The 7,335-nt window shown below is 66.2% G+C and carries 9 protein-coding genes, 1 tRNA gene and 2 pseudogenes; 9 read left to right on the top strand and 3 right to left on the bottom strand.

All coding sequences use genetic code 11. The features are described from left to right. Positions 1 to 736: ATP-binding protein (locus tag KZA10_RS04975; RefSeq protein ID WP_218682330.1), on the bottom strand; the 736-nt coding region annotated here is incomplete at its 3' end. A 195-nt stretch (positions 737 to 931) separates the two neighbouring features. Here KZA10_RS04975 and KZA10_RS04970 point away from each other — a divergent pair. From KZA10_RS04970 to KZA10_RS04930, 9 genes are all read left to right on the top strand, one after another. Then, a tRNA-Trp gene (locus KZA10_RS04970) sits at positions 932 to 1,004 on the top strand. A 40-nt stretch (positions 1,005 to 1,044) separates the two neighbouring features. Then, positions 1,045 to 1,317, top strand: a complete 273-nt coding sequence (gene secE, locus KZA10_RS04965; RefSeq protein WP_017829147.1) for a preprotein translocase subunit SecE — start codon at positions 1,045 to 1,047, stop codon at positions 1,315 to 1,317. Positions 1,318 to 1,359: 42 nt separating this feature from the next. Next, a complete protein-coding gene (gene nusG / locus KZA10_RS04960) occupies positions 1,360 to 2,403 on the top strand; it encodes a transcription termination/antitermination protein NusG (RefSeq protein ID WP_055865485.1) in 1,044 nt (347 codons plus the stop codon). A gap of 228 nt (positions 2,404 to 2,631) precedes the next feature. Next, a complete protein-coding gene (rplK, locus tag KZA10_RS04955) occupies positions 2,632 to 3,063 on the top strand; it encodes a 50S ribosomal protein L11 (RefSeq protein WP_017829145.1) in 432 nt (143 codons plus the stop codon). 11 nt (positions 3,064 to 3,074) lie between these two features. Further along, positions 3,075 to 3,764, top strand: coding sequence for a 50S ribosomal protein L1 (gene rplA, locus KZA10_RS04950; protein ID WP_017829144.1), 690 nt, complete (start codon positions 3,075 to 3,077; stop codon positions 3,762 to 3,764). A gap of 173 nt (positions 3,765 to 3,937) precedes the next feature. Continuing rightward, complete coding sequence (locus KZA10_RS04945; RefSeq protein ID WP_218682329.1) at positions 3,938 to 4,759, top strand: amino acid ABC transporter substrate-binding protein; 822 nt, start codon at positions 3,938 to 3,940, stop codon at positions 4,757 to 4,759. Between the two features lie 3 nt (positions 4,760 to 4,762). Further along, positions 4,763 to 5,428, top strand: coding sequence for an amino acid ABC transporter permease (locus KZA10_RS04940; protein WP_055865481.1), 666 nt, complete (start codon positions 4,763 to 4,765; stop codon positions 5,426 to 5,428). Beyond that, the gene (locus KZA10_RS04935) at positions 5,415 to 6,218 is read left to right on the top strand and encodes an amino acid ABC transporter ATP-binding protein (protein ID WP_308289586.1); all 804 of its coding nucleotides are present in this window, start codon (positions 5,415 to 5,417) and stop codon (positions 6,216 to 6,218) included. Before KZA10_RS04940 ends, KZA10_RS04935 begins: the two co-directional genes overlap by 14 nt. Before the next feature lie 48 nt (positions 6,219 to 6,266). Next, a complete protein-coding gene (locus KZA10_RS04930) occupies positions 6,267 to 6,623 on the top strand; it encodes an iron chaperone (RefSeq protein ID WP_055874074.1) in 357 nt (118 codons plus the stop codon). Between the two features lie 89 nt (positions 6,624 to 6,712). Here the strand turns inward: KZA10_RS04930 and KZA10_RS04925 are convergent. Together KZA10_RS04925 and KZA10_RS04920 are read right to left on the bottom strand one after the other, a co-directional pair. Next, positions 6,713 to 7,207: pseudogene (locus tag KZA10_RS04925) on the bottom strand (glyceraldehyde 3-phosphate dehydrogenase NAD-binding domain-containing protein); the annotation flags it as partial. Continuing rightward, a pseudogene (locus KZA10_RS04920) lies at positions 7,129 to 7,335 on the bottom strand (hypothetical protein); the annotation flags it as partial. The pseudogenes KZA10_RS04925 and KZA10_RS04920, both read right to left, overlap by 79 nt.

Below are 7,335 nucleotides of genomic sequence, written 5' to 3'. Positions count from 1 at the left end.
CGCGGGTGCCCGTGGCGGGCTCGTTCAGCTCGATCACGTCGAGCGGACTCGCACCGAGGAGGTCCCGCCCGTAGCCCACGGCCGCCTCGGGATCCTCTGCCGCGTCGAGGAACGGCGCATCCCTGGTGATGTCGATGTCTCCGGCTGCGGTGTCGATCGTCACGCGCACCGGGAGGAACTCACCGAACGTCGTCGCCAGCTCGTGCACCGCCGCGGGGCGCAGCAGCTCGTCGGCGTCGAAGCGCGGGACGAGGTGCACGCTGGTGCCGATCGGCAGCTCCTCGTCGATCTCGGCCACCTGGAACGTGCCGTCCGCGCTGCCCGTCCACTCCACCGAGGCGCCGCCGCGGGCGCTGCGGGAGCGGATGACGATCGTGTCGGCGACCATGAAGCAGCTCAGCAGGCCGATGCCGAACTGGCCGAGGTAGTCGCTGCGCGGGAGATCGAAGATATCGCGCTTGGAGCTGCGGCCGACGGTCGCCAGCAGATCGGCGACCTCCGTGAGGGTCAAGCCCACGCCGTCGTCGCGCAGCACGAACTCGCCGCTCTCCGCGGTCAATGGGGTGATGCGGATGCGTCCCCCGCCGCCGTCGACCTCGCGGCGGGCGGTGATCGCATCGCGGGCGTTCTGCAGCAGCTCCCGCAGGTACACCCGAGGGCTGGAGTAGATGTGCCGGCTGAGCAGATCGACGACTCCGCGCAGATCCACCTGGAACTGCTGCACTTCAGCGCTCACCGGCGCTCCCTCCTCCTGCATACGCTCGCTGAGCCTAACAAGAACACGCCAACGCGATCCCGGTTCGGCACCACCGGATCGATGCCGTATGCTTGAGGGGCAGTTGTTGTCTGCATTCTTTCGCCATGCCTGGGGTCTTCCGATCACGGTCACGGTGGCAGAGTGGAGAGAACACCCCGAGACCTCCCGGTCTCTAGGGCGGTAGCTCAATTGGCAGAGCAGCGGTCTCCAAAACCGCAGGTTGCAGGTTCGATTCCTGTCCGCCCTGCGCGTCAGCGCAACGCTGACACACGAAAGGTACATTCAGGATGGATCAGGACGAACCGCGCGGCGAGGTCGTCGCGGCCGGCGCCACCCGCGAGAAGACGGGCAACCCCTTCTCCCGGTTCTTCGGGAGCATCGCCCTGTTCATCCGCCAGGTCATCGCCGAGCTCCGCAAGGTCGTCACCCCGACTCGCAAGGAGCTGTTCAAGTTCACCGGGGTGGTGCTCGTCTTCGTTCTGATCGTCATGGGCATCGTCTACGGCTTGGACACGCTGTTCGCGTTCGTGACGCACTGGGTGTTCGGAATCCCTGGCTGATGACCCCCGCGGCTCACCCCGCAGCTATGGAGAAGAAACAACGTGTCTGAACGATATTCCGACGACGCCGACTGGGCGACCGCCGCAGAGCAGTCCAGCGAGGAAGACGAAGCCCAGGAGGGCAACGTGCTCGCTGAGGAAGAGCTCTCGGTCACCCCGGCTGAGCACGTCGCGGTCCACGTCGAAGACGAGGACGGCGAAGAGGATGACACGGTTGACACCGACATCGACATCGACGACCCGGAGGCGGACGCGATCGTGAACGACGCTCTCAACCTGGACGAAGCGGCTGAGTCTGAGGCTGCCGCTGAGGTCCTCAACGAATCTGTGGCCGAAGAAGTCGCCGAGCTGGATGCTGCGGCGGCCGAAGAGGTCACCCCGTACGACGGCCCCGAGCTCGGTGCCGATGACGTGCAGGGCGACGAGGACTCCTCGACGGACGAAGACGACGAGGATGCCGAGGAAGACCCCTACGAGGCCTTCCGCATGGACCTCCGCATGCTCCCGGGCAAGTGGTACGTCATCCACTCCTACGCCGGTTTCGAGCGCAAGGTGAAGGCCAACATCGAGCAGCGCAAGTCGACGCTCGAGGTCGAGGACGAGATCTACCAGATCGAGGTCCCGATGGAAGACGTGGTCGAGATCAAGAACGGCCAGCGCAAGATGGTCACCCGCGTGCGCATCCCCGGCTACGTGCTGGTGCGCATGGAGCTCACGGAAGACACCTGGTCGGTCGTCCGCCACACTCCGGGCGTCACCGGCTTCGTGGGCAACGCCCACAACCCGACGCCGCTGCGCTTCGAAGAGGCCTTCAACATGCTGAAGTCGCTCGTTGAGGTCAAGGACGTCCCCACCGCCAAGAACATCGCGTCGAAGGGCGGCCTCGCCGTCGCTCGTCCGCTCCCGGCCGAGGTCGACTTCGAGGTTGGCGAGACCATCACGATCAAGGAGGGCTCGTTCGCGGGTCTTCCCGGTTCGATCAGCGAGATCAAGCCCGAGAGCGGCAAGCTCACGGTGCTCGTCTCCCTCTTCGAGCGCGAGACCCCGGTCGAGCTGTCGTTCGACCAGGTCACCAAGATGATCTGACACCCCTCCTCACGAGAACGGCCGTCCCTTTCGGGGCGGCCGTTCTCGCATCACCGCCGGCATCGCCCGCACGCTCGGTGGCCTTCGGCGGCGAACGGTCTCCCGATCGGGTAGACTTGTGTGGTTTGTGCGGCGCTTCGGCGTGCGCGCAGACGACCACGGTCCGGAAACGCCGGATCTGTGGGAGAAGCGGGTGCTCCGGCATCCGATTCGATGAAAGGAAAGAGAATGGCACCGAAGAAGAAGGTGACCGGACTGATCAAGCTTCAGATCAACGCCGGTGCAGCCAACCCGGCGCCGCCGATCGGCCCCGCGCTCGGTCAGCATGGCGTCAACATCATGGAGTTCTGCAAGGCGTACAACGCCGCGACCGAGTCGCAGCGCGGCAACGTCATCCCCGTGGAGATCACCGTCTACGAGGATCGCAGCTTCACGTTCGTCCTGAAGACCCCGCCTGCCGCGGAGCTCATCAAGAAGGCCGCTGGCGTCCCCAAGGGCTCCGCGACCCCGCACACCGTCAAGGTCGCGAAGATCACCAAGGACCAGGTCCGCCAGATCGCCGAGACCAAGCAGGCTGACCTGAACGCCAACGACATCGAGGCCGCGATCTCGATCATCGCCGGCACCGCCCGTTCCATGGGCATCACGGTCGAGGGCTGAGGAGAATAATCATGGCTACCAAGTCCAAGGCTTACAAGGCTGCCGCCGAGAAGATCGAGGCAGACCGTTTCTACACTCCGACCGAGGCCGTCGCGCTCGCGAAGGAGACCGGATCGTCGAAGTTCGACTCGACCGTCGAGGTCGCGCTGAAGCTCGCCGTCGACCCCCGCAAGGCAGACCAGATGGTGCGCGGCACCGTCATCCTGCCCCACGGCACCGGTAAGACCGCCCGCGTCATCGTCTTCGCCACCGGCCCCGCGGCCGAGGCAGCGATCGCCGCAGGTGCAGATGAGGTCGGCGGCGCCGAGCTCATCCAGAAGGTCGCCGATGGCTGGACCAACTTCGACGCCGCCGTCTCCACCCCGGAGCTCATGGGCCAGGTCGGTCGTCTCGGAAAGGTGCTCGGACCGCGTGGTCTGATGCCGAACCCGAAGACCGGCACCGTGACCCCGAACCCGGCCAAGGCCGTCGAGGAGATCAAGGGCGGAAAGATCGAGTTCCGCGTCGACAAGCACGCCAACGTGCACTTCGTCGTCGGCAAGGCCTCCTTCACCGCTGAGCAGCTGAACGAGAACATCGGCGCAGCGCTCGAGGAGATCGTCCGCCTCAAGCCGTCGAGCTCGAAGGGCCGTTACATCCAGAAGGGTGCGGTGTCGACCACGTTCGGCCCCGGCATCCCGCTGGACGTCAACTCCATCTGAGTCTGACTCGCACAAACGCCCCCGGGTTCTCCCGGGGGCGTTTTTGCGTCTTCCGAGCTCCTGCGAAACGAAACGTCATCGGATGCGGCGAAACGCCCCGTGCCACGTACTGTGGGGGAGTTCCCGCGACGGTCGCGTAAACTCGCACCGCGCTTCACACCCCAGGAGGGTTCATGTCCCGTCGTCTCATCGCCGTCACCGCACTCGTCGTCGCCGCCGCGGCTCTGACCGCCTGCAGCGGGTCGAGCACATCTGAGAGCACTGCGGGCAGCGGCGAGAGCTCCGCGAGCTCGGAGTTCGGGCTCGCGAAGGACGGCACGCTCACGGTCGGGACCGAGGGTACCTACCGTCCCTTCAGCTTCCACGGCGACAACGGCGCCGGCGAGCTGACCGGATACGACGTGGAGATCATCGAAGCCGTCGCCGACAAGCTCGGCCTCGAGGTGAAGTTCGAAGAGACCCAGTGGGACGCGATCTTCGCGGGTCTCGACGCCGGTCGGTTCGACGTGATCGCCAACCAGGTCACGATCAACGACGAGCGTGAGGCGAAGTACCTCTTCAGCACGCCGTACACCGTCTCTCCCGGCGTGATCGTCGTGGCCGACGACGACGACACGATCTCGTCGTTCGCCGACCTCGACGGCAAGACCACCGCGCAGTCGCTCACGAGCAACTGGAACGACCTCGCCGCCGAGTCGGGCGCCACGGTCGAGGGTGTCGAGGGCTGGGCACAGGCCGTCGAGCTCCTGCGCCAGGGACGGGTCGATGCGACCATCAACGACAAGCTCACGTTCCTCGACTACGAGACGACCAACAGCCCGACCGGTCTGAAGATCGCGGCGGAGACCGATGAGGCGGGCGAGCAGGCGTTCGCCTTCGCCAAGGACAAGGAAGCCCTCGTCACGGCGGTTGACGCTGCTCTCGACGAGTTGCGTGCGGATGGCACGCTGGCCGAGATCAGCAAGAAGTACTTCGGCGAAGACGTCTCCCAGTAGCCGATGGAGAGTCCCTGGCAGCTGTTCCTGGACGCGCTCGGGCCGATCGCCTGGGCGGGTCTGACGGCGACGGTGCCGCTCGCGCTGGCGTCGTTCGCCCTGGGGCTGCTCATCGCCGTCGGCATCGCTCTGATGCGGATCTCGGTGAACCCGATCCTCTCGGGCGTCGCCCGGTTCTACATCTCCGTGATCCGCGGGACGCCGCTGCTGGTGCAGCTGTTCGTGATCTTCTACGGCATGCCGTCGATCGGGATCACGATCGACCCGTGGCCGAGTGCCATCATCGCGCTGTCGCTCAACGTCGGCGGTTACGGTGCCGAGGTCGTCCGCGCCGCCATCTTGTCGGTCCCGCAGGGGCAGTGGGAGGCTGCGTACACGGTGGGCATGAACCGCACCCGCACGCTCACCCGCATCATCCTGCCGCAGGCGGCGCGCGTGTCGGTTCCCCCGCTGTCGAACACGTTCATCTCGCTGGTGAAGGACACCTCTCTCACGTCGCTGATCCTCGTGACCGAACTGTTCAAGGTGGCGCAGCAGATCGCCTCGACCACCTACGAGTTCATGGTGCTCTACCTCGCCGCCGCGCTGGTCTACTGGGTGTTCTGCCTGGTGCTGTCGTTCGGCCAGAGCGCTCTCGAGAGGAGGCTCGACAGCCGTGTCGCGCACTGACAACACTTCAGAGGCTCTGCTCACCGCCCGTGGCCTGCGCAAGAGCTTCGGCGACAACGAGGTGCTCCGCGGCATCGACCTGACGCTGTACCGCGGCGAGGTCGTCGTGCTCATCGGGCCCAGCGGTTCGGGAAAGACCACAGTGCTGCGTGCTCTCAACGGCCTCGAGACACCGGATGCCGGCACCATCGTCGTCGACGGCGGCCCCGAGATCGACTTCGCCCCGGAGGCGAAGCCCTCGGCCCGCGTGCAGAAGCAGAAGCGGCTCGCACTGCGCGACCGCTCGGCGATGGTGTTCCAGCACCACAACCTCTTCCCGCACCTCACCGTCCTCGAGAACGTCATCGAAGGGCCGTGGCGGGTTCAGGGTCGACCGAAGGCCGAGGTCGTGGCCGAGGCACTCGCGCTGCTCGATCGCGTAGGTCTGGCCGACAAGGCCGATGCCCGTCCGCATCAGCTCTCGGGCGGGCAGCAGCAGCGTGTCGGCATCGTGCGCGCGCTCGCCCTCAAGCCTGATCTGCTGCTGTTCGACGAGCCGACCAGTGCGCTCGATCCCGAGCTAGTGGGGGAGGTGCTGCTCGTCATCAAAGAACTCGCCGACGAGAACTGGACCATGGCGGTCGTCACCCACGAGCTGAGCTTCGCCCGAGAGGCCGCCGATCATGTGCTGTTCATGGACGGCGGCGTGGTGGTCGAGCAGGGGACGCCGGTCGCGCTCTTCAGCGCCCCGCAGCATGAGCGCACGCAGCGGTTCCTCACCCGCATCATGCGTCCGCTCGACGGCGCCTGAATCCCGCTGACCCTCGCCCCGTGCGCGGATCGGTGACAGGATGCCCTCGTGGGAACCATCGACGACTACCTCGCAGACCTCGCTGCCGCTGATCGTGACGCGATCGATCGTGTCTATGCCGTTGCGCGCCGAGAGGCGCCGGATGCGGAGCAGGGCAAGGGGTATGGCATGCCCGCGCTCGTGCACGGCGGCAAGCCGTTGCTCTCGGTGATGCGCGCCAAGAAGCACATCGGGATCTACCCGTTCAGCCCGGATGCCGTCGCCGCTGTCGCAGACGTTCTCGACGGGTATCCCGGGGTCAGCGTGGATAAGGGGACCATCCGGTTCCAGCCCGAGCACCCGATTCCGAGCGAGGTCCTCGAACGCCTCGTCCGTGCTCGGCTCGCCCAGATCGACGGCGCATGAAGCCGATCAGCCCCCCAGGACGGGCAGCACGAGGCTGATCGCGATCGTGACCATGACCACCGCGATCACGGCGTCGAGGATGCGCCACGACCGCGGCGTGCGGTGACCATGTTGAGCACCGCCGAGCGTCCGCGACGGTCGCCCTTGTGGAAGTTGTCGATCAGGTTCTGGTCGTTCGTGAACGAGTGCACGGTCTCGACGTGCCCCTTGACGACTCCGTACGCCTCGTCGATCGCCGCGAGCACGGGCGTGATGGCGTTGGTCGTGCAGGATGCGGCCGAGAGGATGCGGTCGGTATCGGCGATCGTATCGTCGTTGATCCCGTGGACGATGTTCTTGAGAGGGCTCTTCCCCGGCGCGGTGAGCAGCACACGGGCGACGCCCTTCGAACGCAGGTGCTGCGAGAGGCCGGCTTCGTCGCGCCAGCGCCCGGTGTTGTCGACGACGATCGCTGCGTGGATGCCGTGGGCGGTGTAGTCGATGGTCGCGGGGTCGTCGGAGTAGATCACCTGGATGCGGGTGCCGTTCGCGATGATCTGCTCGGCTTCCTCGTCGACGGTGACCGACCCGGCGAACCGACCGTGACCCAGGCGAGCCCGCCGGGAATCGGGGAGTCTTCGGGAACTCCGAGCCGGTCGAGCTGATCGCCATACGCGAACCGCACCGGTACGCGCAATCCATCGACGATGGCGCTATTGGTGGCATCGACTGC

It is taken from the genome of Microbacterium sp. BF1, from assembly GCF_019279095.1.
GTDB classification, from domain to species: Bacteria; Actinomycetota; Actinomycetes; order Actinomycetales; family Microbacteriaceae; genus Microbacterium; species Microbacterium maritypicum.
This window is presented reverse-complemented; position numbering and strand designations above follow the sequence as displayed.